Annotated in this window: 24 protein-coding genes; 11 read left to right on the top strand and 13 right to left on the bottom strand. The window is 65.8% G+C overall.

The window, feature by feature from the left end; translation table 11 throughout:
* Window positions 1–79: 79 nt before the first annotated feature.
* Genes hutU through hutI form a run of 4 tightly spaced genes read right to left on the bottom strand, consistent with a single transcriptional unit; the run spans window position 80 to window position 5,209 of the window.
* The gene (gene hutU / locus BMX04_RS07855; RefSeq protein ID WP_074785723.1) at window positions 80–1,750 is read right to left on the bottom strand and encodes a urocanate hydratase; all 1,671 of its coding nucleotides are present in this window, start codon (window positions 1,748–1,750) and stop codon (window positions 80–82) included.
* Window positions 1,750–2,529: an N-formylglutamate deformylase gene (hutG, locus tag BMX04_RS07850; protein ID WP_074785722.1), complete on the bottom strand. Its 780-nt coding sequence runs from the start codon at window positions 2,527–2,529 to the stop codon at window positions 1,750–1,752. Before hutG ends, hutU begins: the two co-directional genes overlap by 1 nt.
* Entirely contained in the window at window positions 2,526–4,052 is a 1,527-nt protein-coding gene (hutH, locus tag BMX04_RS07845; protein WP_074785721.1) for a histidine ammonia-lyase, read from the bottom strand. Before hutH ends, hutG begins: the two co-directional genes overlap by 4 nt.
* Window positions 4,049–5,209 (bottom strand): imidazolonepropionase, encoded by a 1,161-nt coding sequence (hutI, locus tag BMX04_RS07840; protein ID WP_244888506.1) that lies wholly within the window; start codon window positions 5,207–5,209, stop codon window positions 4,049–4,051. The genes hutH and hutI overlap by 4 nt, the downstream gene beginning before the upstream one ends.
* 113 nt (window positions 5,210–5,322) lie before the next feature.
* Between hutI and BMX04_RS07835 the strand changes: the two genes are divergently transcribed.
* The 10 genes from BMX04_RS07835 to BMX04_RS07790 all read left to right on the top strand — a co-directional run bounded on the left by BMX04_RS07835 (window position 5,323) and on the right by BMX04_RS07790 (window position 14,745).
* On the top strand, window positions 5,323–6,693 hold the full coding sequence (locus tag BMX04_RS07835; protein WP_074785719.1) for a formimidoylglutamate deiminase: 1,371 nt from the start codon (window positions 5,323–5,325) through the stop codon (window positions 6,691–6,693).
* Entirely contained in the window at window positions 6,690–7,391 is a 702-nt protein-coding gene (locus tag BMX04_RS07830; protein ID WP_074785718.1) for a GntR family transcriptional regulator, read from the top strand. The genes BMX04_RS07835 and BMX04_RS07830 overlap by 4 nt, the downstream gene beginning before the upstream one ends.
* Before the next feature lie 42 nt (window positions 7,392–7,433).
* Complete coding sequence (locus BMX04_RS07825) at window positions 7,434–8,336, top strand: LysR family transcriptional regulator (RefSeq protein WP_074785717.1); 903 nt, start codon at window positions 7,434–7,436, stop codon at window positions 8,334–8,336.
* Between the two features lie 85 nt (window positions 8,337–8,421).
* Window positions 8,422–9,240 (top strand): putative hydro-lyase, encoded by an 819-nt coding sequence (locus BMX04_RS07820; RefSeq protein WP_074785716.1) that lies wholly within the window; start codon window positions 8,422–8,424, stop codon window positions 9,238–9,240.
* A gap of 25 nt (window positions 9,241–9,265) precedes the next feature.
* Window positions 9,266–10,306, top strand: a complete 1,041-nt coding sequence (locus tag BMX04_RS07815; RefSeq protein ID WP_074785715.1) for a TRAP transporter substrate-binding protein — start codon at window positions 9,266–9,268, stop codon at window positions 10,304–10,306.
* Between the two features lie 2 nt (window positions 10,307–10,308).
* Complete coding sequence (locus tag BMX04_RS07810; RefSeq protein ID WP_074785714.1) at window positions 10,309–10,875, top strand: TRAP transporter small permease subunit; 567 nt, start codon at window positions 10,309–10,311, stop codon at window positions 10,873–10,875.
* Window positions 10,872–12,155, top strand: coding sequence for a TRAP transporter large permease (locus tag BMX04_RS07805; protein WP_074785713.1), 1,284 nt, complete (start codon window positions 10,872–10,874; stop codon window positions 12,153–12,155). The genes BMX04_RS07810 and BMX04_RS07805 overlap by 4 nt, the downstream gene beginning before the upstream one ends.
* A 56-nt stretch (window positions 12,156–12,211) precedes the next feature.
* Window positions 12,212–12,952, top strand: a complete 741-nt coding sequence (locus tag BMX04_RS07800) for a 5-oxoprolinase subunit B family protein (protein WP_074785712.1) — start codon at window positions 12,212–12,214, stop codon at window positions 12,950–12,952.
* Window positions 12,949–13,965, top strand: coding sequence for a 5-oxoprolinase subunit C family protein (locus tag BMX04_RS07795; RefSeq protein WP_074785711.1), 1,017 nt, complete (start codon window positions 12,949–12,951; stop codon window positions 13,963–13,965). The genes BMX04_RS07800 and BMX04_RS07795 overlap by 4 nt, the downstream gene beginning before the upstream one ends.
* A 3-nt stretch (window positions 13,966–13,968) precedes the next feature.
* Window positions 13,969–14,745, top strand: coding sequence for a LamB/YcsF family protein (locus tag BMX04_RS07790; RefSeq protein ID WP_074785710.1), 777 nt, complete (start codon window positions 13,969–13,971; stop codon window positions 14,743–14,745).
* A 277-nt stretch (window positions 14,746–15,022) separates the two neighbouring features.
* On the opposite strand, the gene BMX04_RS07785 is transcribed toward BMX04_RS07790, so the two are convergent.
* The 6 genes from BMX04_RS07785 to ruvC form a co-directional block, all read right to left on the bottom strand.
* Window positions 15,023–16,045: a transporter substrate-binding domain-containing protein gene (locus BMX04_RS07785; protein WP_074785709.1), complete on the bottom strand. Its 1,023-nt coding sequence runs from the start codon at window positions 16,043–16,045 to the stop codon at window positions 15,023–15,025.
* Between the two features lie 16 nt (window positions 16,046–16,061).
* Window positions 16,062–17,132 (bottom strand): transporter substrate-binding domain-containing protein, encoded by a 1,071-nt coding sequence (locus BMX04_RS07780; RefSeq protein WP_074785708.1) that lies wholly within the window; start codon window positions 17,130–17,132, stop codon window positions 16,062–16,064.
* 124 nt (window positions 17,133–17,256) lie between these two features.
* Complete coding sequence (locus tag BMX04_RS07775; protein WP_244888501.1) at window positions 17,257–17,892, bottom strand: hypothetical protein; 636 nt, start codon at window positions 17,890–17,892, stop codon at window positions 17,257–17,259.
* Between the two features lie 109 nt (window positions 17,893–18,001).
* Window positions 18,002–19,030: a Holliday junction branch migration DNA helicase RuvB gene (ruvB, locus tag BMX04_RS07770; protein WP_050664330.1), complete on the bottom strand. Its 1,029-nt coding sequence runs from the start codon at window positions 19,028–19,030 to the stop codon at window positions 18,002–18,004.
* Between the two features lie 3 nt (window positions 19,031–19,033).
* A complete protein-coding gene (gene ruvA / locus BMX04_RS07765) occupies window positions 19,034–19,699 on the bottom strand; it encodes a Holliday junction branch migration protein RuvA (protein WP_074785707.1) in 666 nt (221 codons plus the stop codon).
* Window positions 19,696–20,202: a crossover junction endodeoxyribonuclease RuvC gene (gene ruvC, locus BMX04_RS07760; RefSeq protein WP_050664332.1), complete on the bottom strand. Its 507-nt coding sequence runs from the start codon at window positions 20,200–20,202 to the stop codon at window positions 19,696–19,698. The genes ruvA and ruvC overlap by 4 nt, the downstream gene beginning before the upstream one ends.
* 311 nt (window positions 20,203–20,513) lie before the next feature.
* Between ruvC and BMX04_RS07755 the strand changes: the two genes are divergently transcribed.
* Entirely contained in the window at window positions 20,514–20,711 is a 198-nt protein-coding gene (locus tag BMX04_RS07755; RefSeq protein WP_050664333.1) for a DUF1127 domain-containing protein, read from the top strand.
* Between the two features lie 102 nt (window positions 20,712–20,813).
* Here the strand turns inward: BMX04_RS07755 and BMX04_RS07750 are convergent, their stop codons facing one another.
* The 3 genes from BMX04_RS07750 to BMX04_RS07740 form a co-directional block, all read right to left on the bottom strand.
* Complete coding sequence (locus BMX04_RS07750; RefSeq protein WP_074785706.1) at window positions 20,814–21,158, bottom strand: hypothetical protein; 345 nt, start codon at window positions 21,156–21,158, stop codon at window positions 20,814–20,816.
* A 109-nt stretch (window positions 21,159–21,267) separates the two neighbouring features.
* Window positions 21,268–22,140, bottom strand: coding sequence for a 50S ribosomal protein L11 methyltransferase (locus BMX04_RS07745; protein WP_074785705.1), 873 nt, complete (start codon window positions 22,138–22,140; stop codon window positions 21,268–21,270).
* 21 nt (window positions 22,141–22,161) lie between these two features.
* A complete protein-coding gene (locus BMX04_RS07740) occupies window positions 22,162–23,394 on the bottom strand; it encodes an MFS transporter (protein ID WP_074785704.1) in 1,233 nt (410 codons plus the stop codon).
* Between the last annotated feature and the right edge of the window lie 204 nt (window positions 23,395–23,598).

Here is a 23,598-nt window from a genome sequence, read left to right as displayed (position 1 = left end):
CGGCGGGCTTCGCCCTTGATTCCGCGCAGGGGCATAACGGCAAAGTCCGCTTCAGGCCAAACGCGGCCAAGCCGACGCCTCACCCCAGAATACGCGGCAGCCGCAGCCTATGCGCGCGCGCGCAATCCAGCGCCTCGTCATAGCCCGCATCCGCATGCCGCCAGACGCCGCTTGCCGGATCGTTCCACAGCACCCGCTCCAGCCGACGCGCGGCCTCCGGCGTGCCATCGGCGCAGATCACCACGCCCGCGTGCTGCGAAAACCCCATGCCGACACCGCCGCCGTGATGCAGGCTGACCCATGTCGCCCCCGAGGCGGTGTTGACCAAGGCGTTGAGCAATGGCCAGTCGCTCACGGCGTCCGAGCCGTCCTTCATCGCCTCGGTTTCGCGGTTGGGGCTCGCGACCGACCCGCTGTCCAGATGATCGCGCCCGATCACCACCGGCGCTTTCAACTCGCCATTCGCCACCATCTCGTTGAACGCCAGCCCCGCGCGATGCCGGTCACCCAGCCCGATCCAGCAGATCCGCGCGGGCAATCCCTGAAAGGCGATCCGCTCGCGCGCCATGTCGAGCCAGGTGTGCAGCTTGGTGTTGTCGGGGAACAGCTCTTTCATCTTGGCGTCGGTCTTGTAGATATCCTCCGGGTCGCCCGACAGCGCGCACCACCGGAACGGGCCAATCCCCTTGCAGAACAACGGCCGGATATAGGCCGGCACGAAGCCGGGAAAGGCAAAGGCAGTCTCCAGCCCCTCATCCAGCGCCACCTGCCTGATATTATTTCCATAATCGAGCGTCGGCACGCCCACGTTCCAGAAGTCCACCATCGCCGCGACATGGGTTTTCATGCTCGCCCGCGCCGCGCGCCCCACCGCCTTGGGATCTCTCTCGCGCTTCTCACGCCATTCCGCCATGCTCCAGCCCTGCGGCAGATAGCCGTTCACCGGGTCATGCGCGCTCGTCTGGTCGGTGACCATGTCTGGCCGGATGCCGCGCCGGTAAATCTCGGGGAAGATGTCGGCGGCATTGCCCAGAAGGCCCACCGATTTCGCTTCACCCGCCGCCGTCCAGCGCTCGATCATCGCCAGCGCCTCATCAAGGCTGTCGGCGCGTTCGTCCACATACCGCGTGCGCAGGCGAAACTCGATGCTGTCGGGGTTGCACTCCACCGCCAGACAGCAGGCCCCGGCCATCACCGCCGCCAAGGGCTGCGCACCGCCCATGCCGCCAAGCCCGCCGGTCAGGATCCACTTGCCGGTCAGATCGCCGCCGTAATGCTGCCGCCCGGCCTCGGCAAAGGTCTCGTAAGTCCCCTGCACGATGCCCTGTGAGCCGATATAGATCCACGACCCGGCGGTCATCTGGCCATACATCATCAACCCCTTGCGATCCAACTCGCTGAAATGGTCCCAGGTGGCCCAATGCGGCACGAGGTTGGAATTCGCGATCAGCACGCGGGGGGCATCGCTATGCGTCTTCACGATGGCGATCGGCTTGCCCGACTGCACCACCAGCGTCTCATCCGCCTCCAGATCCTTCAGGCTCTCGACGATGCAGTCGAAATCCGCCCAGGTCCGCGCCGCCCGCCCGATGCCGCCATAGACCACGAGTTCATGCGGGTTCTCGGCCACGTCCGGGTGCAGGTTGTTCATCAGCATCCGCAGCGGCGCTTCGGTCTGCCAGCTCTTGGCGGTCAGGTCGGGCCCGGTGGGGGGATAGACATCGCGGGTGTTCTTGCGGGGATCGGTCATCACGGTCTCCATGCGGACAGGGTATCAAGGATGGCGCGCAGGGTGTCGCGCAGGCGCTCGGCGCGGGTGGTGTCATAACGCCACGGCGGGGCCTCGGCAGCGAGATAGGTGCTCTGGGCCAGCTCCATCTGGATCGCATGCAGCCCCTCATTAGGCCGTCCATAATGGCGCGTGGTCCAGCCGCCCTTGAAGCGGCCATTGGTGACGGTGCTGTATCCACTCGCCGCGCACGCGTCCCGCACCGCCGCCGCGATCCCCGGCGCACAGGTGGTGCCGCCATTGGTCCCGATGTTCAGATCGGGCAGAACGCCGTCAAACAGGTAAGGGATACGCAAGCGTATGGAATGGCAATCATAGAGGATCGCAAAGCCGTGCCGCGCGCGCACCCGCTCCATCTCCGCCGCCAGTGCGGCATGATAGGGCGCGTGATACGCCTCCCGTCGCGCGTCCACCTCCGCCACGTCAGGCGCTTCCCCGTCCCGCCAGATCGGCTCCCCATCGAAATCCGTCAACGGAATCAACCCGGTGGTGTTCTGCCCCGGATAAAGGCTCTCGCCACTTGGGTCGCGATTCACGTCGATCACGTAGCGATGCACCAGCGTGCGCACCGTCGTAACCTCCCCGACCAGCCCATCATAGAGCCGCTCGATATGCCAATCGGTATCCGCCAGCGCGCGCCCCGTCCCGTTCAGCCGCGCCTCGATCTCCGGCGGAACATACGACCCCGTATGCGGCATCCCCAGCACCAGCGGCCCGCCCCCCTTTACCACCTCGATCATAGCGGCAACTCCAGCCCCGCCGCCCGCACCAGCGCGCCCTCGCGCAGCAGCGCGGCGGCCGCCTCCAGTTCGGGCGCCATGTAGCGATCCGCCCCGAGGCTCGGCACCACATCCCGCAGCCGCTCCACAGCCCCCCGCAGCGGTGCCGAGGTCTCCAACGGCGCGCGCGCCTCAATTCCCTGCGCCGCGCAGATCGCCTCGACCCCGAGGATCACCGACAGGTTCCGCGTCATCCGCCGCAGGCGATACGCGGCATGCGCCGCCATGCTCACATGATCCTCCTGATTGGCCGAGGTGGGCGTGCTGTCGATCGTGCAGGGATGCGCCAGGTGCTTGTTTTCGCTCATCAAAGCCGCCGTCGTCACCTCGGCGATCATCAGCCCCGAATTCAGCCCCGGATCGGGCGTCAGAAAGGGGGGCAGGTCAAAGGACAGCGTCGGATCGACCATCAGCGCCACCCGCCGCTGCGCAATCGCCCCCACCTCGGACAGGGCCATCGCCAGCGTATCGGCGGCAAACCCCACCGGCTCGGCATGGAAATTCCCGCCCGACAGGATCGCGCCATCCCCGACCAGCACCAGCGGATTGTCCGTCACGGCGTTGGCCTCCGCCTCCAGCGTGCGCGCCGCCCAGCGGATAAGGTCGAGCGCCGCACCCGTCACCTGCGGCTGACAGCGGATGCAATAGGGGTCCTGAACGCGGGCATCGCCTTCCCGGTGGCTTTCGCGGATCACGCTGCCCTCCATCAGGCCGGCCATCGCGGCGGCCACGTCGATCTGTCCTTGGTGCCCGCGCAATTCGTGGATCATCGGATGCAACGGCGCGGTCGATCCCATGATCGCGTCGGTCGATAGCGCCGAGGTCACCACCGCCCCGCGCACCAGCGTCATGGTCTCGAAGAGCCCGCCCAATGCGCAGGCGGTGGAAAACTGCGTCCCGTTGATCAGCGCCAGCCCCTCCTTGGGGCCGAGCACGACGGGCATCAGCCCCGCGCGCTGTAAGGCCACGCCGCCCAGCAGCGTCTCACCCTCATATACCGCCTCGCCCTCACCGATCATGACGGCGGCCATATGCGCCAAGGGGGCCAGATCGCCCGAGGCCCCCACCGATCCCTGCGCCGGGATCACCGGCACGACACCTGCGGCCAACATGTCCTCGATCAGTGCGCAGATTTCCCACCGCACGCCCGACGCTCCGCGCCCCAGCGACAGCAGCTTCAGCGCCATCATCAGCCGCGTGGTGGCCGCATCCAGCGCCTCGCCCACGCCGCAGCAATGCGACAGGATCAGGTTGCGCTGCAATTGCGCGGTGTCCTTGCCCGCGATCTTGACCGAGGCGAGCTTGCCGAAGCCGGTATTGACGCCGTAAACCGCCGCGTCACCCTGCGCCGCCCGTTCGACCAACGCCGCCGCCCGGTCGATCCCGTCGCGCGCCGACGGGTCCAGCCGCGCGGCGCGCTCCTCGCGCCACAGCGTTTCCAGTTGCGCCAATGGGGTGGCCCCAGGAATGAGCGTTTCGGTCATGCCTGTCCTCCGAAAATGCGGGTATGAAGTGGGTTGGAGCCGATCCGGTAGGAAAGTTCGGCAGGCGTCTCCACATCCCACACCGCCAGATCGGCGCGCAGCCCGGCGCGGATCTCGCCCCGGTCGCTGAGCCCGAGCGCCCGCGCGGCGTGGCGCGTCGTCCCCGCCAGCGCCTCCTCCGGCGTCAGGCGAAAGAGCGTGCACGCCATGTTCATCGCCAGCAGAAGCGAGCCCAGCGGCGACGATCCGGGGTTGAGGTCCGTCGCCACCGCCATCGCCGCGCCCGCGTCGCGAAACGCCTGCACCGGCGGCGCCTGCGTCTCGCGCAGGGTATAGAACGCGCCCGGCAAGAGCACCGCGACGCTGCCCGCCTCGGCGAGCACCGCCGCGTCTGCGGCGGTCGCGTATTCCACGTGATCCGCCGAGAGCGCGCCGTATCGCGCCGCCAGCGCCGTGCCACCCATATGGCTCAACTGTTCAGCATGGAGCTTGACCGGCAGGCCAAGCACCGCCGCCCGGTCGAACACCCGCGCGATCTGCGCAGTATCAAAGGCGATCCCCTCGCAAAACCCGTCCACCGCATCGACCAGCCCCTCGGCATGGGCGGCCTCCAGCGCGGGCAGGCAGACCTCGTCGATATAGCGGTCGGCATCCTCTCCGGCGGGCACCGCATGCGCCCCCAGAAAGCTCGTCACCACGGTCACGGGTCGCATCTCACCGATCCGCCGCGCCACGCGTAGCATCCGAAATTCTGCTTCCAAATCCAGGCCATAGCCCGATTTGATCTCGATGCACCCCACCCCCTCGGCGATCAGCGCATCGACCCGGGGCAGCGCCCCCGCCAACAGGCTTTCCTCATCCGACGCGCGCGTGGCACTCACCGTCGAGACGATGCCGCCCCCGGCGCGCGCGATCTCCTCATAGCTCGCCCCCTCCAGCCGCATCTCGAACTCGCGGGCGCGGTCGCCGCCATGCACGATATGGGTGTGACAGTCGATCAACGCGGGCGTCACCAGCCGCCCGCCAAGAGACCGCACGGACACATCGCGGAACTCTTCCGGCACGTCCCCCGCGGGCCCGACCCATCGGATCGCCGCCCCCTCCACGCAAATCGCGGCCTGCTCGATCAACCCATAGGCCCCCGCGCCGGGCACCATCGTCGCAGCAGTCAAATCGGTCAGCAGCAGGCGGTCAGGCATGGCGCAGTCCTTGATTACATTCGCGCTTAACAATAAAATGTATGCACATAATATGTCAACGGAGCCGCAGCATGCAAATCATCACCGCCAGTCAGGCACTTACCCCCCAAGGCTGGGCCCGCGATGTGCAGATCACCCTCGACGCGCAGGGCCGGATCGAATCGCTGAGGCCCATGATCACCCGCGCGGACACCCATCTCGACATGGTGATCCCGGCCCCGGTGAACCTGCACAGCCACAGCTTTCAGCGCGCCATGGCCGGGTTGACCGAGGCACGCGGGCCGGACCCGGCGGACAGTTTCTGGACGTGGCGGCGGCAGATGTACCGCTTTCTCGACCAGCTTGACCCCGATCAGATCGAGGCCATCGCGGCGATGGTCTTCATGGAGATGCTGGAGGCCGGATATGGTGCGGTGGCCGAGTTTCACTACCTGCATCACGCCGCACAAGGGCAGGTCTATGACGATATCGCCGAACTCAGCACGCGCATCGTGGCCGCCGCGCAGCTGGCGGGCATCGGCCTCACGCTCTTGCCGGTGCTCTATCAATGGGGCGGCTGCGACGCGCGCCCGCTTGCGGGGGGGCAATTGCGGTTCGGCAACGACCCGGAGCGGTTCACGCGCCTGCATGCCGGGGCCGCGCGGGGGCTGGCGGCTCACGGCCACGCCGACGACCGGATCGGCACCGCGCCGCATTCGCTGCGCGCGGTGGATGCGGCGGGGTTGGAGGCGGCGCTTGCGCTCTGCCCCGAGGGCCCCGTTCACATGCATCTGGCCGAACAGCAGGCGGAGGTGGCGGAGGTCGAGGCGCATCTTGGCGCGCGCCCGGTGGAGTGGCTGCTTGACACCCACGCGGTCGATCCGCGCTGGTGCCTGATCCATTGCACGCAGATGACCGGCGACGAGACCACCCGCCTTGCCGCGACCGGTGCCGTTGCCGGTCTCTGCCCGATCACCGAATCGAGCCTGGGCGACGGGATTTTCAACGGGGCCACCTATCTCGGCGCAGAGGGCCGCATCGGGGCGGGGTCGGATTCCAATATCCACATCGCGTATTTCGAAGAGCTGAAGACGCTGGAATATTCGCAACGCGTGCGCGGCCATGGCCGCGCGGTTCTGGCGACACAGGCGCACTCCACCGGCCGCCGCCTGATCGACGCAACGCTCGCCGGGGGCGCGCAGGCGGCGGGGCGGAAATGCGGCGTGCTCGCCCCCGGATACCTCGCCGATCTGGTGGGGGTCTCCAGCGACAATGAATGGCTCTGCGACCGCGCGGGCGACGTGGCGCTCGATACGCTGATCTTTGGCGGCCACGGCGCGCACTGCATCACCGATGTCTGGAGCGCGGGCCGCCATGTGGTGCAGCACGGTCGCCATCGCGACCGCGACGCGATATGCAGGCGGTTCAGGGCCACCATGGCGCAATTGCGGGACGAAACATGACGATAGCGGAGCGGCTGACCTGGCGGGATGTCTATGACACCATACAGGGGCGTATCCTCGACGCGACCTACCCGCCCGGCACCCGCGTGCCACGCGACGAGGATATCGCGCTCGATCTCGGCTGTGCCCGCGCCACGGTGCAGCGTGCCATGCGCGCGCTCGCCGACGAGGGTCTGATCGAGCGCAAGCGCAAGGGCGGCACGCATGTGCTGCGCCTGCCCGCCACCCGCGCGACCTTTCACATCCCCGTCGCCCGGCTGGAGGTGGAGGCAACCGGCGCACGCTATGGCTATCAGCTTGTCTCGCGCGAGGAGGCCGATGCCCCGCGCGCCGTTGCCGCCGCCCTCGAACTGCATGCACCCGCCCGGATGCTGCATGTCCGCGCCCTGCATCTTGCCAATCAGCGTCCCTATCTTTTCGAGGATCGCTGGATCTGCGTCGAGACCGTGCCCGAGATCCTCGATGTCGATCTCAGTCGCGAGAACGCCAATGAATGGCTGCTGCAAAACCGGCCTTACAGCCGCTGTGACCTGCGGTTTTTCGCGATGAAGGCCAGTGCCGATGAGGCTGCTCTGTTGCAGGCCGAGGAAGGTGACGCCCTCTTTGGCATCGCGCGCAGCACGTGGAACGGGGCTGACCCGATCACCACCGTCACCGCCCTTGCCCCGCCGGGCTACGAGTTGCACAGCCGCGCCTGAGTCGGCGATGGCCCTGCGCACGGTGTTGCGCTAGGCTCGGGTATGGCTCAACTCAACCTCGCCCATCTGCGCACCTTTCTCGCGGTCGTCCGCACCGGCGGCGTGCGCAAGGCAGCCGTGAGCCTGAACCTCACCCAACCGGCCATCACCGCCCGCATCCGCAATCTAGAGGACACGCTGCAAGGCACGCTCTTTGACCGGGACGCGGGCGGCATGACGCTGACCAGGCGCGGCGAGCGGCTGCTGCTTTACGCCGAGAAGTTCGAGCGGTTGCAGGAGATGATCGAAAAGGATGTGATCGACCCCAAGGGCCTGGAACGGCATCTGCGCATCGGCGTCTCCGAGACCATCGCGCAATGCTGGCTGCCCGATCTCATCGCCCGGCTGCACCGCAAGTTTCCCAAGCTGCAGATCGAATTCAACGTCGATATCTCGCTCGACCTGCGCGAACGTCTGCTCGGGCGCGAGATCGACCTTGCGATCCTGCTTGGGCCGATCTCGGAGTATACGGTCGACAATATCGACCTGCCGGGGTTCGATCTGGCGTGGTATGTCGCGGCTGAGGCCGCGATTGAGGAGGACCCAGCCACCTATCTCAACCGCCCGGTGCTGACCTATTCGCGTAACACCCGGCCTTACCGCGAATTGCGCGAGTTGCTGTTCGAGCATGTGGGGCCCGACGTGTCGATCTTTCCGTCCTCGTCGCTCTCGGCCTGTTTCCGGCTGGTCGAGGCCGATCTGGGCATCGCCGCCCTGCCGCGCGCTCTCGGGGCGGAATACATGGCGGCGGGGCGTATCCGGCAGTTCGATCCCGGCTGGGTGCCGCCGCCGCTGCGCTTTACCGCGTCATGGGTGGCCGAGCCGCGTAGTCACGTGGTCGAATTCGCGGCGCGCGCCGCGCGGGAGGTGGCGCAGGAGTATCGCGGCAAACTGGGTGATAAGTAATTTCTATACCATGTGACAAATTTATTCGATTTGATTTTATATTGCGTCCCGGTCACGCTGGGGTCAACCAATCGAGAGGCCACCCGTGACCACCGAATTCGACCGCCTGAGACATGCCGACCTGCCCAACCTGCGCGCCGAGATTCGCGCCGGGCGCTACGCGGGCCATACCGCCGGGCTGGGGCGCGGCCATCTTCAGGCCAATATCGTGATCCTCCCCGAGGCGCAGGCGCTCGACTTCATGCGGTTTTGCCAGCGCAATCCGAAACCCTGCCCGCTGGTGGGGGCCTCGGATACCGGCGATCCGATGATGCACACCCTTGGCCGCGACATCGACATTCGCAGCGATGTGCCTGCCTACAACATCTACCGCCACGGACGGCTTGAGGGATCCGCCACCGATATCCGCGAACTGTGGACGGATGACATGGTGGCCTTCGCGCTTGGCTGTTCGTTCACCTTCGAGCATGCACTGATGCAGGCGGGCATCCCGCTCTGGCATGTCGAGAACGACACCACCGTGCCGATGTTTCGCACCAATATCGACTGCGCTTCCGCAGGCGCGTTCCGCTCGCGCATGGTCGTCAGCATGCGCGCGGTCGATCCCTCGCGCCTGACCGAGACCGAACGGATTTCGCGCCGCTACCCGCTGGCGCACGGCGCACCGATCCATCACGGCGCGCCCGACGAGATAGGAATCAACGACATCACCCGCCCCGACTGGGGCGATCCGATGCCGCTGGCCGAGGGGCAGGTGCCTGTTTTCTGGGCCTGTGGCGTCACCCCGCAGGTTGCGATCGAGGCCGCAGCCCCGCCGCTCTGTATCACCCACAAACCCGGGCATATGCTGATCACAGATATCCCCGAGGACTGCGAAACCCCGGTTCTGACACCGGCAGAATAACCAAGAAACCAACAAGGAGATAACCATGAAAACCCTCACCGCCCTTCTCGCCACAACCACCGCGCTCGCCGCACCCGCCTTTGCACAGGATCTCTCTGTAGTGGGCAGCTGGTCGAGCCTGCCGTTGCACAAGCAATACGAGGCCCCGTTCTGGACCGAGACTTTGCCCGCCGCCTCGGACGGCGAAATCAACGTCTCGCTCACCACCCATAATCAGATGAATCTCGGGGTTGGCGACGTCTACCGCCTGCTCGGTGACGGGGTCTATGACGTGGGCATGACCGTGGCCGATTACGCCGTGGCCGACGCGCCGGAACTCGAAGGCCTCGACGTGCCGCTCGTGGCGCTGACAGCCGATGAGGCCCGCGCGATGGTCGATGCGGCGCGCCCGATGGTGCAGGATATCTTCAACGACCGGTTCAACAGCCATGTTCTGGCCATCGCGCCCTATCCGCCGCAGGTGGTGTTCTGCAACGCGCCGGTCACGGAACTCTCTGATCTCGAAGGGCTCAAGGTGCGCGCCTCGGGCCGCATGACCGCGCAGTTTCTGGAGGCCTTGGGCGCCGAGGGCATCAACGTGAGCTTTGGCGAAGTGCCCGGCGCGCTGCAAAATGGCGTGGTGGATTGCGCCGTCACCGGGGCCGGTTCGGGCTATTCGGCGGGCTGGTGGGAGGTCTCCACCCACCTGCTGCCGATCCCGCTTGGCGGCTGGGACAGCGTCGTGACGGCGATGAATCTCGACCGCTGGAACAGCCTCGACGAGGGCACGCAATCGCTCATTGAGACACAGATCAAGACCGAGTTCGAAGACCCCGCCTGGGCCACCGCGCAGGACGCGCTGGTCAACGATATCGCCTGCCTGACCGGCAATGGCGAATGTCCCTCGGGCGACGCGCGCGACATGACGCTGGTCGAGGTCTCGGAGGCCGATTTCGAACGCGCCCGCGAAGTTCTGGTCAATACCGTGCTGCCCGACTGGGCCGAACGCGCGGGTGACGACTGGGCCAAGCGCTGGAACGAAACCGTAGGCGCCACCGTCGGCGTCACCATCGACGGGGTGAACTGAGCATGACGCGAGGGGCCTCGACTGCCGTGGCGCTGCTCGACGGGGTGCGCAGGATCAACAGGGGGGTGGCGATGGCCGTCGGCCTTTTCCTGCTGGCCTGTGCCGCCTTCGTGCTCAGCGATATCCTGCTGCGGCAGGTCGAGGCCTCGTTCGGCGGCACCGATGAGATCAGCGGCTATGTCATGGCCATCGCCACATCCTGGGGCATGGGTTATGCGCTGATGGAACTGGGCCATGTGCGGATCGACCTCATCCGTTCGCGCGGCGGGGCGGTGACGCGGTCGCTCTTCGATCTCTTTGCGCTCGCCACGCTGGCGGGCACGGTGACGCTCGTGGCGTGGTGGTCCTGGCCGGTGGTGGAGCGTTCGCTCAATAACGCGTCCCGCGCCAACACGCCGCTGGAAACCCCGCTGGCACTGGTGCAGATTCCGTGGTTCGCGGGTTGGGTGTGGTTCGCGCTGGTGTCCTGGCTGACGCTCACGGCGGCGGCTGTTCTGGTACTGCGGCGCGACTTTGATGCGGCCGATCAGGCCATCGGCGCGCTTGGCGAAGCGGAGGCCACGGAATGATCGCCTATGCAACCTTCGGCCTGCTGTTTCTGCTGGGCCTCTCGATCCCCGTCGGTATCGTGCTCTTTCTTCTGGGCTTCGGGCTCGATCTCTTCTTCAGCCCCTTTCCCCTGATCCGGGGCCTTGGCAACCTGGTCTGGTCCACCTCGAATAACCCCACGCTCATCGCGATCCCGTTTTTCGTCCTTCTGGGCGAAATCCTCGTGCGGTCCGGCATCGCCACCCGCACCTATGCCGCGCTTGATCGGTGGGTCAGTTGGCTGCCCGGTGGTCTTGTTCACGCCAATGTCGCGACTGCGACGATGTTTTCGGCCACGTCGGGCAGTTCCGTGGCCACCGCCGCCACGGTCGCCACCGTCGCCATGCCGCAGGCGGAAAAGCTGGGCTACGACCCCAAACTCTTTTCGGGCGCGATCGCGGCGGGCGGCACGCTCGGCATCATGATCCCGCCTTCGATCAACCTGATCGTCTACGGTTTTCTCACCCAAAGCTCGATCCCCAAGCTGTTCCTTGCGGGCCTCGTGCCCGGCATCGGCCTCGCGCTCGCCTTCATGGTCGTCACCGTCATCATCTGCATGATCCGCCCCGATCTGGGCGGCGAGCGGCGGGTGTTTCCGCTGGTGCAGATGTTGCGCGCCCTGCTGCAACTGATCCCGATCATCCTGCTCTTCACCGTCATCATCGGCTCGATCTACAAGGGTTGGGCGACCCCGACCGAGGCCGCCTCGGTGGGCGTCTTCGGGGCCTTCGTGATCGCCGCGCTCTTTGGCACCGTGAATTTCGACGTCCTGCGCCAGAGCCTGCTTGGCACCGTCAAGATCACCGCGATGATCATGCTGGTGGTGATCGGCGCGTCGTTCCTCAATTTCACGCTGGCCTCTGCCGGGCTTGGCCGTGAACTTGAAACGCTCCTCGGTGGTCTCGGCCTGTCGCCGCTCGGCACGATCATGGTCGTGGTCGGCATCTATATCGTGCTCGGCTTCTTCATCGAGACGCTGTCGCTGATGGTGGTGACCATTCCAATCGTGGTGCCGCTGGTGGTGGCGCAGGGCTATGATCCGATCTGGTTCGGCATTCTGATGATCGTGCTGATCGAGATGGCGCTGATCACCCCGCCGGTGGGCCTCAACCTCTATGTGGTGCAGGGCGCGCGTCAGGGCGGGCGGATGTCCGAGGTAATGCTGGGGGCCGCGCCCTATGCCGCGACCATGCTGGTCATGGCCGGGTTGCTCATCGCCTTCCCGCAGATCGCCCTTTTCCTGCCCGACGCCGTCCAATAGACCGGTAGTCACGCACAAAGCCGAGGAACCGCCCCGTGAGCGAGACGGATCAAGACATGCGCGCCGATGCGCCCTTTCCCCGTATCGGGCGGGTGGGGCTGGATGGTCTGGTCGTCTCCTTCGGCGAGACGTTGAGCGAGCCTGCCAACCGTGCCGCCCTCGCCTTTCGCGCGGCGGTGGAGCGGGCCACGCCAAAGGGCGTCGAGGAAAGCGCCACCTCTCTTGTCTCGACCTTCCTGCGGTTTGATGCGCTGCGGATCGAGGCAGAGGATCTGCGCGGAGATCTGCAGACGCTGCTCGACAGCTGCGACTGGTATGGGGCCGACCTGCCCGAAGGGCGCAGGCTTTGGCGCATTCCGACAATCTACGGCACCGATCTGGCCCCGCAACTGGCCGAGGCGGCAGAGGCGGCGGGGCTGACCGAAGAGGCGGCGGCTCGGCAAATCGCCAGCAGCCGCGTCCGCGTGCAGACCATCGGCTTCGCCCCCGGCCAGCCCTATCTGGGCGAGTTGCCCGAGGCGTGGGACATCCCGCGCCAGACCGCGCTGACCGACCGGGTGCCCATTGGCGCGCTGACCGTGGCGATCCGGCAGTTGGTGCTCTTTTCGGTCACCACGCCCACCGGCTGGCGGCATATCGGGCAGACCGCCTTTCGCCTGTTTCGCCCTGATTCGGACACGCCCTTTGTCCTGCGCCCGGGCGACGAGGTGATCTTTGAGGCGACCGACCGCGAGACCTATGAGCGCCTGCGCGAGGATGGCCCCGATGGCGGTGCCCGGTCCGAGGTGATCCGATGAGCCGCCTGATCGTGCATGACGCAGGTCCCGGCGTCAGCGTGCAGGATCTGGGGCGCCCCGGATACCTCGCCTATGGCCTGTCGCGCGGCGGCGCGGCGGACAGGCTTGCGATGGCTGAGGGCGCGGCGCTCCTGCATCAGTCCGAAGGGCTGGCGGCGCTGGAAATGGCGGGCATGGGCGGCACGTTCGAGGTCGGCCATGACACCCGCATCGCCCTCACCGGCGCACCGATGCGGGCAAGCGTGGATGGCGCGCCGCTGGCCTGGAACGCCTCGCATCTGCTGCACGCGGGCAGCCGCCTCAGCATCGGGGCGGCGACGCGCGGTGTCTATGGCTACCTGCATCTGGGCGGTGGCATCGCCACGCCCGAGCGTCTCGGCGCGCGCTCGGCGCATCTTGCGGCGGGGCTTGGCGCGCTGATCGCGGCGGGCGACGAACTGCCTTTGGGCGAGGACCGAACCGGGGGCGAGACCGGCCTCTGCCTGCCAACGGATGATCGGTTCGAGGGTGGCGCAGTGCGTGTCGTGCCCGGCTTTCAGACTGGTTTTTTCCCCGACGAGGAACGCGCCCGCTTCGAGGCCACGCCGTTCACCCGTGCCGCGCGCGGCAACCGGATGGGCGTGCGCTTCGATCCCGACGGCGAGGGCTTTGCCAGTGCGGCCGGGCTCTCGGTCCTGTCCGAGGTGATCGTGCCGGGCGATATCCAGATCACCGGCGACGGCGCGCCCTTCGTGCTGATGGCCGAATGCCAGACCACGGGCGGCTATCCGCGCATCGGCTCTGTGCTGCCCTGCGACCTGCCGCGCGTGGCGCAGGCACAGCCCGGCGCGCGGCTGCGGTTTCGCTTTGTCACGGAGGACGACGGCATCGCCGCCGAACGCGCCGCCGCGACCGCGCGCAAAGGATTGCGCGCAAAACTCGATCACCTTGTTCGCGACCCGCACGACATTCGCGACCTTCTGTCCTATCAATTCATCAGCGGTGTCACCGCAGGCCATGACGAGGAGACCTGACCCATGCAAGCAAGCGTCGATCTGAATGCCGACATGAGCGAGAGCTTTGGCCCTTGGACCATGGGCGACGATGCGGCGCTGCTGGAGGTGGTCAGTTCCGCCAATATCGCCTGCGGCTTTCACGCGGGCGACCCGGATGTGATGGCGCGCAGCATGGCAGGCGCTGTCGCGCGAGACGTGGGCATCGGCGCGCATCCCGGTTTTGCTGACCTTCAGGGGTTTGGCCGCCGCCGCATCGACCTCGGGCATGAGACGCTTGGCAATCTCGTGCGCTATCAGTTGGGCGCAGCACAGGCGATGGCGCGGGCGGCTGGGGGCAAAGTGCGCCACCTGAAACTGCACGGCGCGCTCGCCAACATGGCCTCTGAGGATGCAGAGCTTGCCCGCGCCGCCTATACCGCAGCACTTTCGGTCGACCCGGAGATCATCGTGATGGTCCTTGCGGGCACCGCGCAGGAGGTGGCCGCCCGCGATCTCGGCGCGCGCATGGCCTGCGAGATCTTCGCCGACCGGGCTTACAACGATGATTGCACGCTGGTCGACCGGCGCAAGCCGGACGCTGTGATCCATGATGCAGCACTGGCTTCGGCGCGAATCCTCGAGATGATCCGCGCGGGCGCGATCATCGCCGAGAGTGGCAAGCATATCGCCACCCGGATCGACACGATCTGCCTGCATGGCGATACGCCTGAAGCGGTCGAAATCGCGCGCGGGCTGCGCGCGGAGCTTGAAGCCGCCGGTGTCGCGGTTGCGCGGTTTTCCGGCGCGCGGGCCGGATAGCGCGGGCGTTGAAACCAACGTCGGGTGGATGACAGGGAAGGTCGCGGTTGGCCTTGAGCTGTCGTTAGATTGTAGCACCTGCGCGGAACAAGGCCGAAGGCCGCCGCGCATCGCCGGGCCGCCCCCCGGCACGGCGATTTGGCTGCAACCTGCGCATCACGTGGATGTTTTCCTGACGTGGCAGAGATAAAGTGCTGCCGAACACGCGTTGGATCGCCGTACCGCGGCCCGTCGATGCGCGGCTCACGTCAACGGCAGCTTCAGGCCACAACCGCCCCTACTGCAACTCTTCCCAAAACAGCGCCAGATGCCGCTGCACGATCTCGTTGTAACGCCCGCTCTCGCGCAACCGGGCCAGCCCCGCATTCAGCCGGTAGAGATGCGTCGTACCGCGCCAATGGGTCTTGGAAATCACCACGTGAAACGCCTCCCGCGACAGCGGCTGATCGACCGGCACCACCCGCCCCCTCAGGCCCATGGCCACGATCTTGGCCGCCCCTTCGAACACGTCGAGGCTGACCGCATCCACCTGCCCCGCCATCAGCGCGGCAAAGCATTCCTCCGGCGTGCCCGGCTGCATCAGCTCGATCTGATCCTGCGCCAGCCAGCGCCGCCCCGACCGGTCCAGATCATGGGTGAACCGCCCCTTGGGCCGGCATAGCCGCTTGCCGATGATATCGGCATCGCTCTCGTAGAAAAAATCACCCTCCGCCCGCCGAAACAGCATGATCGGCAGATCGAGCAGCGGATCGGAGAAATGGAAACTGGCGCAACGCGCGTCCTCGGGCGTGGCGGCACAATCGGGCTTGGGCCAGGGAAAGCCCATGTCATAGCGCTTTTCCTCCAGAAGCGGGAACAGGTGCCGCGACCAGTCCTCCTCCCAGACCACCTCATAGGGCACCGGCGACGGGCTCAACTCCAGCGCCGCATTGACAAGTTCCGTCGCCAGCCCCCCACCGGGCCAGTCCGGATCGGCAAAGGGCAGCTTGCCACCGCCGGTCAGCAGCGTCATCTCCGCCCCCTTCTGCACCAGCGGCGTGGCGTCGGCCACAGGGTTCTCTGCCGGGCAGGGAATGTAGATTTCCGCGCCCGCGACCAGGCTCTGCACCTGCCCGGCAAGTGCCGACTGATTGGCATAATAGATCAGCGTCCACTGATCCGACGCCTCGTAATGCTGCGCCGCGACCGACAAGAGCGTATCGCCGGGCTGCACCCGGTAGGTCACGTCACACAAGGCCCGCGCCGCCCCCGGCAGGGCCAGCATCAGCGCAGCGGCAATCCCCGTCACGACACCCCGCATCGCCCTAGAACTCCGCCTAGACACGGGTCATGTGCTCGTCGATGATGCGCTGATAGGTGCCATCGGCCTTGATCTGCACCAGCCCCTGCTCGAAGATCGCGAGCAGCGCGCGCCCCTCGGGATGCGACCTGTGAACCACCATGTGATTGCCATCGACCGAGATCGGCTGCCCCTGCGCCACCACGACACGGTCCTCCAGCCCCATCTCCTTGATCTTGCCCCGGCCGAGGAATTCGTTGAGCACCACGCCATCGACCTCGCCTTCGGTCAGCAACCGCAGGCAATCGCCGGGCGAGGCGGGGGTCTTGAGGGTGATCACCCCGTCTTTCAGCCAGTTGCGCCCGTGCTGATCGAAAATATACGTCGAATACCCCGCCGGTCGGCACAGCACCCGGCCTTGCAAATCGCCCGCATTGTTGAAGGCGATGGGGCGGCTCGTGTCGACGAAAAGCAGCATCAGAACCTCGAACATCGAGTCCGAAAAGATCAGGTTGGCACAGCGATAGGTCTCGGGATCGCTCTCACAATCGGGGCGAAACCACGGAAACCCGATATCCAGCAGCGCGTTCGACAACAGCGGCTCGAAATGCGACGCCCAGTCATCGACCCAATGCACCGCAAAACCCTGCGCCGGATCGGCTGCCTCCATCGCGGCCTGCACCACGTGCGCCAGAACGCCGCCCTCGGGCATGTCCTTGTCGGTGAAGGGCCAGAAATCGCTGCCCGTGAGGATGTTGATCTTGCGGCGCGTCGTGGCGGTGCCGGGGGCCACTACCAATGCGGCAGGCTCGGGCGCCACGGCCTCTGCCGCCTGCCCGCCGGGCAAACCCTCGGGCAACCCGTCGATGCAGCGCAGGCGCAGCGACATGCCGACCCGGATATTGTTGGGGTTCTCGCCAATCGCGTCGATATTGCCGGAATGCACCACGGTCCACTTGCCCGCGTCACGGTATTGGTTGTCCGCGATCGGCGACAGGCTGTCACCGCGCTTGACCGTATAGTCCCCGCCACAGGTCTGCGCCGCCGACGCCGCGGCCAGGCCCAGCCCGGCAAATGCCAGCACCGCCCCACAAATTGCGTTTCTCATATAACACACCCCCAGATAATGAGGGGTAATAACGCCGTTTCACCAGATTCGGTCAAGTGCCCAGAGGCCGCAAAGGCCGGTGCCACGGCGCAAACGCGGCCAAATCCCGGGTCGCCCGCCCGGTTTACATGCGCGTCAGCCGCGCGCTCAACCGCAGCGCGTGGCTCGGGTCCTGTGCCACGGCAGGCAGAACCGGGTCATAGCCCGCCCGAATGAGCGCGCCGATCTCGGGACGCAGCACCAACTCGCCGCTCGGTAAGGCCGCCAGCGGCGACCGGTCGGTAAAGGCGCGGTCCGACCAGAGCAGGACGGTCTGCACGATCTGGCTCAGCGCCAGCGTCTCGGCGGGCACCGCGCTCAACTCCTCGTCCATACGCAGGAACACGAAAGACGCCCGGATCGCCCCCGCCTCGTCAAAGCGAAAGATGCGATACTGATTGGCCCCTGCCGTGATCAGCCGATCCACCAGCGGACCAAGGTCGGGCACCAGCCGGTCCAGATCGGGCACCTCGCGCAGCTCTTCCCAGTCGCGAAAGAAAAAGATCATCAGGTTCGCGCCCAGTTCCGGGTCGGTCTCGGACATCTTGTGATCGGCCAGCGCCACCACCGCCTCGATCGCGCCCTTGACGATACCGAGCGTCCGGTCATCGACGCCAAAGACAATCGGCACGATAGGCCGCCCCCAGCGGGCGAACAGAAACGTCCCGTTGGTGCGGGTAAACAGCGCCTCGATCTCGGCGGGCTCCAGCATGTCACTCATGCAGCGTCCTCCATATCCCGCGCCCCTCTAGCAGGCCCCGCCCGATCCCGCAAATCCCGGTTTCTTTATGGCAAAAATACTCAAATCCGACACCCGCACCGGGGCACCGTCACTTGCCGAATAGATCGTTCTGCCCTTTCGGTCCCGGCGCGGGCAAGCCTAGATGCGTCCAGCCGCCCTGCGCCAGCATCCGCCCGCGCGGCGTGCGCTGAATCAGGCCCTGCTGCAACAGAAACGGCTCGATCACCTCTTCCAATGCATCCCGGCTCTCGGACAAGGCCGCGCTGATCGTCTCGATCCCGACCGGCCCGCCCTGATAGGCCTCGGCGATCAGCCGCAGATAGCGCCGGTCGGCCCCATCCAGCCCCAGATGATCCACCCCCAGCCGGGTGAGCGAGGCATCGGCCAATTCCCGGCTGATCTTGCCGCCGCCCTCAACCACCGCGAAATCCACCACCCGGCGCAACAGACGCCCGGCGATGCGCGGCGTCCCGCGCGAGCGTCGCGCGATCTCGCGCGCGCCATCCGGGTCGGTGGGAATGTTCAGCAATTTGGCATTGCGCCGCACAATCTCGTGCAACTCGTCGATCTCGTAGAATTGCAGGCGCGTGGGAATGCCGAAGCGGTCGCGCAGCGGCGTGGTGAGCAGCCCCAGCCGCGTTGTCGCCCCGACCAGCGTGAAGGGTTGCAACTCGATCCGCACGGTGCGCGCCGCCGGTCCCTCGCCGATCACCAGATCAAGCTCGAAATCCTCCATCGCGGGGTAAAGCACCTCTTCCACCGCCGCATTGAGGCGATGGATTTCGTCGATGAACAGAACATCATTGCGCTCCAGATTGGTCAGGATCGCCGCAAGATCCCCCGCCTTGGCCAAGACCGGGCCGGAGGTCATGCGAAACCCCACCCCCAATTCGCGCGCCATGATCTGCGCCAGCGTCGTCTTGCCCAGACCGGGGGGGCCGTGAAACAGCGTGTGATCCATCGCATCGCCACGCTGCCGCGCCGATTGGATGAACACCGCCAGATTGGCCCGCGCCTCGCGCTGCCCGATGAATTCCTTGAGCGCCTGCGGTCGCAGGCTGCGGTCCTGATCCTCGGGCAATGCCTCGGCGCGCAATGTCGGGTCCGGATCGGTCACATCTTAGCCTTTCGGTGCCAGCAGGCGCAGCGCCGCGCGGATGAGCGTAGGCGTGTCGGCCTGCGCCGTCTCACCCGCCGCCTGCGCCACAGCACCCGCCGCCTCGCCCGGGGCATAGCCCAGATTGGTCAGCGCCGACAGCGCCTCGGCCTGCGCGCCGTTCCCCGCAGGCATCACCGGGGCCGCAACTGGGGCGGCGACGCTCTCTGCCTCGATCACCTCGCCCGCATCCTGCGCGGGCGGGGGCGCGCTGCCCATCGCCATCACCGTGGGCGCCTTGTCCTTCAACTCGTTGACCACGCGCTGCGCGGTCTTGGCGCCCACCCCCTTGGCCGCCGTCACCGCGTTCCAGTCGCCGATGGCAATCGCACGGCTCACCCCATCCGGGCCGAGCGCGCCCAGAATGGCCAGCGATGCCTTGGCCCCGATCCCCTGCACGCTCATCAGCAACCGGTGCCATTCCTTTTCCACCAGCGTCGAAAAGCCGAAGAGTTGCAGGATATCCTCGCGCACCAGCAGATCGGTATAAAGCGCGGCCATGCCGCCCACGGCAGGCAGCGACGACAGCGTCCGGTCCGAGCAATAGACCAGATACCCCACCCCGCGCACGTCAATCAGCACGTGATCGCTCGCGCGGTAGTCGATCCGTCCCGCGATCCGCCCGATCATGCGCCCGCCCTCGCCACCGCGCGGGCCAGCATGTCGCCCGAGCGCGCGTGATGCGCGTGGCAAATGGCAATCGCCAGCGCATCCGCCGCATCCGGCCCGGCCAGCACCACGCCCGGCAGTTGCACCTTGACCATATGCGCCACCTGCTCCTTGGCGGCATGGCCCACACCCACCACCGTCTTCTTGACCGAGTTGGGCGCGTATTCCCCGACCGTCAGCCCGTATTGCGCAGGTACCAAGAGGGCGATGCCACGCGCCTGCCCCAGCTTGAGCGTGCCCGCCCCGTCCTTGTTGACGAATGTCTGCTCCACCGCCGCCGCAGTCGGATCATAACGATGGAAAATGTCGGTCAGCTGCTCATGCAGCGACAAAAGCCGCGCGCCGAGGTCCACGCCGGTCGAATGGCAGATGCCATTCGCCACATGGCTCAGACGGCTGCCGTCCACGTCGATCACGCCCCAGCCCATGTTGCGCAACCCGGGATCTATGCCCAATACCCGCATGTTTTTTCAGCCCTGCCCGCCTGTTTTTCGATGCAATAGCACGAAACAAGAACAAAGACCAAGGGGAATGCAAGTTTCCATTTTGCCCAGCCCCACGGCAAAACGTTGCAGAATTGCCGCCCCGACAGGATCACCCGAGGCTCGGTGAAATGAAAAACCACTTACAAACAACAACTTGAACGCCGCTCCGACCCATGCATTAAATGCATAAGAACTATGCAATAATCCCGGCTTGCGAGAACAGGATTGTCTCACTAGCTGCACTGCAGAAACGTAATTCCTCCGCAACCACCCATTCAAGGAACACTCTCATGGCCGCTCTTGACACCACCCGCGCCCACGCCCCTCACGCCGGTTTCGGCTCTCTCGCCTCTCGCGTCCTGTCCATGCTCGTCGCATGGAACGAGCGCCGCGCCACGCGCAACGCCCTGTCGCAACTCTCGGACCGCGAGCTTGACGATATCGGCCTGACCCGTGGCGACATCGACGTCGTTGCACGCAACATCTGATGCGCAACGACGCGGGTCGCACGACCCGGACAACACAGAAAAGCCCTGCACAGACACAGCTGCGCAGGGCTTTTTCCGTCAGACGACCCGATCAGTTCAGGATCAGCGCAAAACCGGCGCCAGATAGCGCGCCATGATCCGCGTCAACGGGTCGGGCTGCATCACCGCCGCGCCCGCCTGCTGAATGAGGCTGCCCTCGGCCAATTGCGCCACGCGCTCCTCATAGGTGACCCCGCCCAGATGGGCGAGAACGACGCCTTTGAAAAAGACAAAGCCCAGAACCATGTAGAGCAGACCGCGGATCGGAAGACCCGGCATCCGCCGCTTGGGTTTGAAAACGGTAAGGCCGTCACTGCGGACCTTGCCGACATATCCATACCCGGAGCGGGCACGTTTGCGGTCAAGCGCCTTGACGCGAGAATTAAAGGCTTGGTGCACATCAGTCATGGCAACATTTCCCCAATCACGACCCCCACCGTAATTGAGAAAAAACTACGCCTCGATTATGGCGGAAACAAGGCAGAATTGGCAAGCCGGGCCAATTTTAGACTTAATTTCAAGAGTTTCTGGACATCACCAGCGTCGTCCAGTCACCAATTTCATCGCGATGATCAAGATTGTTTCCGGCCTGTGCATAAACCCCGACCACCTCGTCGGCCTGCTCGTTCAAGATGCCTGAGAGAATCACCTTTCCGCCGGGCCGCAGCCGCGCCGTGATCTCGGGGGCAAGCGCGATCAGCGGCCCCTTGAGGATATTGGCGAAGATCAGGTCATAAGGACTTGCGGCCAGCAACTCCGGATGATCGAGCCCGGTCGCCTCGACACAGCGCACGCGTCCGCCCAGATCGTTGGCCGCCACGTTGGCCTCGGCCACCTCGACCGCCACCGCGTCGATATCCGAGGCCAGCATCACCCCCGGCCAGATCCGCGCCGCCCCCATCGCCAGAACGGCAGTGCCACAGCCCAGATCAAGCACCGAACGCCCGACAAAGCCTGCATCGGCCAGCCGGTCAAGCGCGCGCAGGCAGCCCAATGTGGTGCCATGATGCCCGGTCCCAAACGCCATCGACGCCTCGATCAGCAAGGGCTCGCAGCCCTCCGGCACGCGGTCGGCATCGTGGCTGCCATAGACAAAGAACCGCCCCGCCTCGACCGGGCTCAGATCGCGCCGCACCTTGGCGACCCAGTCCACCTCGGGCAGTTCCGACACCGCAAAGGGCTTTGCCTCGTGGATCGTCGCCAGCAGGGCCAGCCCCGCCTCGTCCGGGGCCTCCTCGAAATAAGCACCGATCTCCCACAGTCCGGACCCGTCCTCCATCTCGAAGGCCCCCACGCCGGTCGGTTCGGGCGTCAGCCCTTCCAGCGCCTCGGCCAGCGCCTCTGCCTGAGATTTGTCGGATAGCGTGGTGAGCGCGGTATAGGTCGGCATGTCGGCCTCAATTCTTGGGGATTATTCGGCGGGCGCGGGGATGAACCGCGCAAACACGGTCTCGTTGCCCGGCTCCGGGTGGCGCGGGATCAGCAGCGCAAGCGCCAGCGATACACAGGCCATGCCCGCCGCCGCCATGAACACCGCCGCAGGCGAGATCAGCCACAGATAGCCCAGAAGCGCCGGCAGGAACACCGCCGCGATATGGTTGATGGTGAACGCCACGGCAGCGGTCGGCGCGATGTCCCCGGGATCGGCGATCTTCTGGAAATAGGTCTTGAGCGCAAGGGCCAGCGAGAACAGCACATGATCCACCACATAGAGCGTCGCCGCCAGCACCACGCCCCAGCCGAAGAAGTAGATTCCGCCATAGGCCAAGAACACCAACGCCAGCCCGACATATTCAAAGACCAACGTGTTGCGCTCGCCAAAGCGGAACACCGCCCGCCCCATCAGCGGCGCGGCCACCATGTTGACCACAAGGTTGATCAGGAAGAGCGCGGTCACCTCGTGGACTTCAAAGCCGAACTTCTCGACCATCATGAAGCCCGCGAAGACCACGAAAATCTGCCGCCGCGCGCCCGCCATGAATTGCAGTGCATAATAGAGCCAGTAGCGCCGCCGCAGCACCATCTTCTTGACCTGCGGATTGGGCGCCTCGAACTTCGGATAGGCGAGCAGACAGAACACCGCGACACAGGCGGTGAACCCGCCCGAGATCATGTAGACGGTGTTATAGCTGATATCGAACGCCTGCCAGGTCAGCACGATCAGCACATAGGCGACCAAAGTGGCCCCCGATCCCGCCGCCAGCAGCCAGCCCAGCATCTGCGGCGCGCGCAGCTTGTCCAGCCATTGCAATTGCAGCGACTGATTGACCGTCTCATAATAATGAAACCCGATGGAACTGAGCATGGTGATCGTCAGGATACCGCCCAATGTCGGGAACTGCGCAGTAAGCGCGGTGGCCACGCCCAGCAGCAAGAGCGACACCAGCCCCAGCACCTGCTCATGCATGAAGATAATGAGCGCGATCACCCCCACGGCGAAAAAGCCGGGGATCTCGCGCACGGTATGCAGCCAGCCGATATCCGAGCCGTCGAACGCCGCCATCTCGATCACGAAATTATTGAGCAGCGCCGACCACGTCGCAAAGGCCACCGGCATCGCGGCGGCCATCAGGAACAACAGCGTGACGGGACGCCGCCAGACCGGCAGCTCCCGCGCACGCCCAAGGGGAAATTGCGCACTCATGCGCATTCCTTACGCCCAAGTTTCGGCTTTGGCGAGAGGCCACACCCGCCAGCATCCGAAATCTTCAAAAGATTTCGGACCGCTTTCTTTTCAAGAAAGCGCCGTCCCGCCACCTTCACCTGCCGTCATTCTCATCCCCTGCGCCCCGTCATCCATTCTCATCCCCTGCGCCCCGTCATCCTCGCCCCCTACTCCCCGTCATCC

Origin of the sequence: Roseovarius tolerans, assembly GCF_900109855.1 — a bacterium.
GTDB classification, from domain to species: Bacteria; Pseudomonadota; Alphaproteobacteria; order Rhodobacterales; family Rhodobacteraceae; genus Roseovarius; species Roseovarius tolerans.
The sequence above is the reverse complement of the archived record's forward strand: the minus strand, read 5'-3'. Positions and strand labels throughout refer to the sequence as shown.

What these genes read in the sequence shown, in the direction of transcription:
- hutU (WP_074785723.1), bottom strand. Translation starts at nt 1,750, where the DNA reads ATGACCGATCCCCGCAAGAACACCCGCGATGTCTATCCCCCCACCGGG.
- hutG (WP_074785722.1), bottom strand. Translation starts at nt 2,529, where the DNA reads ATGATCGAGGTGGTAAAGGGGGGCGGGCCGCTGGTGCTGGGGATGCCG.
- hutH (WP_074785721.1), bottom strand. Translation starts at nt 4,052, where the DNA reads ATGACCGAAACGCTCATTCCTGGGGCCACCCCATTGGCGCAACTGGAA.
- hutI (WP_244888506.1), bottom strand. Translation starts at nt 5,209, where the DNA reads ATGGTGCCCGGCGCGGGGGCCTATGGGTTGATCGAGCAGGCCGCGATT.
- BMX04_RS07835 (WP_074785719.1), top strand. Translation starts at nt 5,323, where the DNA reads ATGCAAATCATCACCGCCAGTCAGGCACTTACCCCCCAAGGCTGGGCC.
- BMX04_RS07830 (WP_074785718.1), top strand. Translation starts at nt 6,690, where the DNA reads ATGACGATAGCGGAGCGGCTGACCTGGCGGGATGTCTATGACACCATA.
- BMX04_RS07825 (WP_074785717.1), top strand. Translation starts at nt 7,434, where the DNA reads ATGGCTCAACTCAACCTCGCCCATCTGCGCACCTTTCTCGCGGTCGTC.
- BMX04_RS07815 (WP_074785715.1), top strand. Translation starts at nt 9,266, where the DNA reads ATGAAAACCCTCACCGCCCTTCTCGCCACAACCACCGCGCTCGCCGCA.
- BMX04_RS07810 (WP_074785714.1), top strand. Translation starts at nt 10,309, where the DNA reads ATGACGCGAGGGGCCTCGACTGCCGTGGCGCTGCTCGACGGGGTGCGC.
- BMX04_RS07805 (WP_074785713.1), top strand. Translation starts at nt 10,872, where the DNA reads ATGATCGCCTATGCAACCTTCGGCCTGCTGTTTCTGCTGGGCCTCTCG.
- BMX04_RS07800 (WP_074785712.1), top strand. Translation starts at nt 12,212, where the DNA reads ATGCGCGCCGATGCGCCCTTTCCCCGTATCGGGCGGGTGGGGCTGGAT.
- BMX04_RS07795 (WP_074785711.1), top strand. Translation starts at nt 12,949, where the DNA reads ATGAGCCGCCTGATCGTGCATGACGCAGGTCCCGGCGTCAGCGTGCAG.
- BMX04_RS07790 (WP_074785710.1), top strand. Translation starts at nt 13,969, where the DNA reads ATGCAAGCAAGCGTCGATCTGAATGCCGACATGAGCGAGAGCTTTGGC.
- BMX04_RS07785 (WP_074785709.1), bottom strand. Translation starts at nt 16,045, where the DNA reads ATGCGGGGTGTCGTGACGGGGATTGCCGCTGCGCTGATGCTGGCCCTG.
- BMX04_RS07780 (WP_074785708.1), bottom strand. Translation starts at nt 17,132, where the DNA reads ATGAGAAACGCAATTTGTGGGGCGGTGCTGGCATTTGCCGGGCTGGGC.
- BMX04_RS07775 (WP_244888501.1), bottom strand. Translation starts at nt 17,892, where the DNA reads ATGAGTGACATGCTGGAGCCCGCCGAGATCGAGGCGCTGTTTACCCGC.
- ruvA (WP_074785707.1), bottom strand. Translation starts at nt 19,699, where the DNA reads ATGATCGGGCGGATCGCGGGACGGATCGACTACCGCGCGAGCGATCAC.
- ruvC (WP_050664332.1), bottom strand. Translation starts at nt 20,202, where the DNA reads ATGCGGGTATTGGGCATAGATCCCGGGTTGCGCAACATGGGCTGGGGC.
- BMX04_RS07755 (WP_050664333.1), top strand. Translation starts at nt 20,514, where the DNA reads ATGGCCGCTCTTGACACCACCCGCGCCCACGCCCCTCACGCCGGTTTC.
- BMX04_RS07750 (WP_074785706.1), bottom strand. Translation starts at nt 21,158, where the DNA reads ATGACTGATGTGCACCAAGCCTTTAATTCTCGCGTCAAGGCGCTTGAC.
- BMX04_RS07745 (WP_074785705.1), bottom strand. Translation starts at nt 22,140, where the DNA reads ATGCCGACCTATACCGCGCTCACCACGCTATCCGACAAATCTCAGGCA.
- BMX04_RS07740 (WP_074785704.1), bottom strand. Translation starts at nt 23,394, where the DNA reads ATGAGTGCGCAATTTCCCCTTGGGCGTGCGCGGGAGCTGCCGGTCTGG.